The organism is Acinetobacter sp. 148 (assembly GCF_031196675.1).
Taxonomy (GTDB): Bacteria; Pseudomonadota; Gammaproteobacteria; order Pseudomonadales; family Moraxellaceae; genus Acinetobacter; species Acinetobacter baumannii.
Genome location: NZ_JAVIMT010000042.1, coordinates 1 through 1,237, shown reverse-complemented (window position 1 = coordinate 1,237; position 1,237 = coordinate 1). Strand labels below are relative to the sequence as shown.

General features: G+C 41.7%; 1 protein-coding gene. It reads left to right on the top strand.

What is annotated here, in order from left to right:
* The first annotated feature begins 72 nt into the window (after positions 1-72).
* A protein-coding gene (locus RFX69_RS08640) for an IS3 family transposase (RefSeq protein WP_085945698.1) occupies positions 73-1,232 on the top strand; the annotation gives its coding sequence in 2 pieces (ribosomal slippage) (positions 73-307 and positions 307-1,232; 1,161 coding nt in all).
* Positions 1,233-1,237 lie beyond the last annotated feature (5 nt).

Here is a 1,237-nt window from a genome sequence, read left to right as displayed (position 1 = left end):
TGATCCTAGCCAAAATAATGGACAGTACTTCCCTCTAAAGATAACGTAACGTTAACTTTGGAGATCCAAGAAATGGCCAAACGTTTTAGTGCTGAATTTAAACAGCAAGCAATTGATTATGCACTTTCAAACTCACACGAGCCTATAGCTGCAATCGCCCAGAAATTAGGTGTGGGTTATTCAACTTTAGACAAATGGATTCGTGAAACCAATCCAGTGGGTTCAAGCAAACGTCAACTTTCACCAGAACAACAGCGGATCTTGGAATTAGAGAAAGAAGTCAAACAGCTCAAGGAAGCCAATGACATCTTAAAAAAAGCGCATGTGTACTTTCTAACAGATCATGCCAAGAAAAGTACACGGTAATTCAAGATCTAGATATGAATGAAGTCACGGTATCTTCTGCCTGTAAATACCTAGGTGTCAGCACTTCAGGCTATTATGCCTGGCGAAAACGTCAGGCCAATACGGTAGAGAAATATAATGATTTAAAAGCCGTATATTGGCAGCATCATGCACGATTGGGTGCACCTTCATTGGTACATGACATGCATGATTTAGGTTACAGCATGAGTGAACGCACTGTTGGAAGAATGCTGAAAAATCTGGGTTTACGCAGCAGGATTGCGCGTAAATACAAGCATACGACTGATTCAAACCATCGTTTGCCTACAGCACCCAATCTGTTAGAGCGTCAATTTACAGTCATTCAGCCTAACAAGGTTTGGACAACGGATATTACCTATATCCGTACCAAGCAAGGTTGGCTGTATTTATGTGTGATGCTGGATCTATTTAGTCGTCGTATCGTGGGGTGGCAAACCAGCCATCGAATAGACCGCCAGTTGGTGTGTGATACGTTTAACTATGCAATGGCTCGTCAGGGTTATCCAACTGGTGTTATGGTTCATTCGGACCAAGGTTCACAGTACTGTAGTCGTGATTTTAGAGCGCTGTTACTGACAAATGATTGTACTCAGAGTATGTCTAGACGTGGAAACTGTTGGGATAATGCAGTGACTGAAAGCTTCTTTCATACATTGAAAGGTCATGTGGTCCATGGCAGTGTGTTTGCCACTCGAAAAGAAGCGAATGCTGTCTTGTTTGACTATATTGAGATTTATTACAATCGGGTCAGAAGACATTCTGCAAATGGCTGGTTAAGCCCTGAAGCCTTTGAGAAGAAATATTTTAAGAATTTAGAGGGATTTGTTGTCCACGATACTGTCTAGGATCA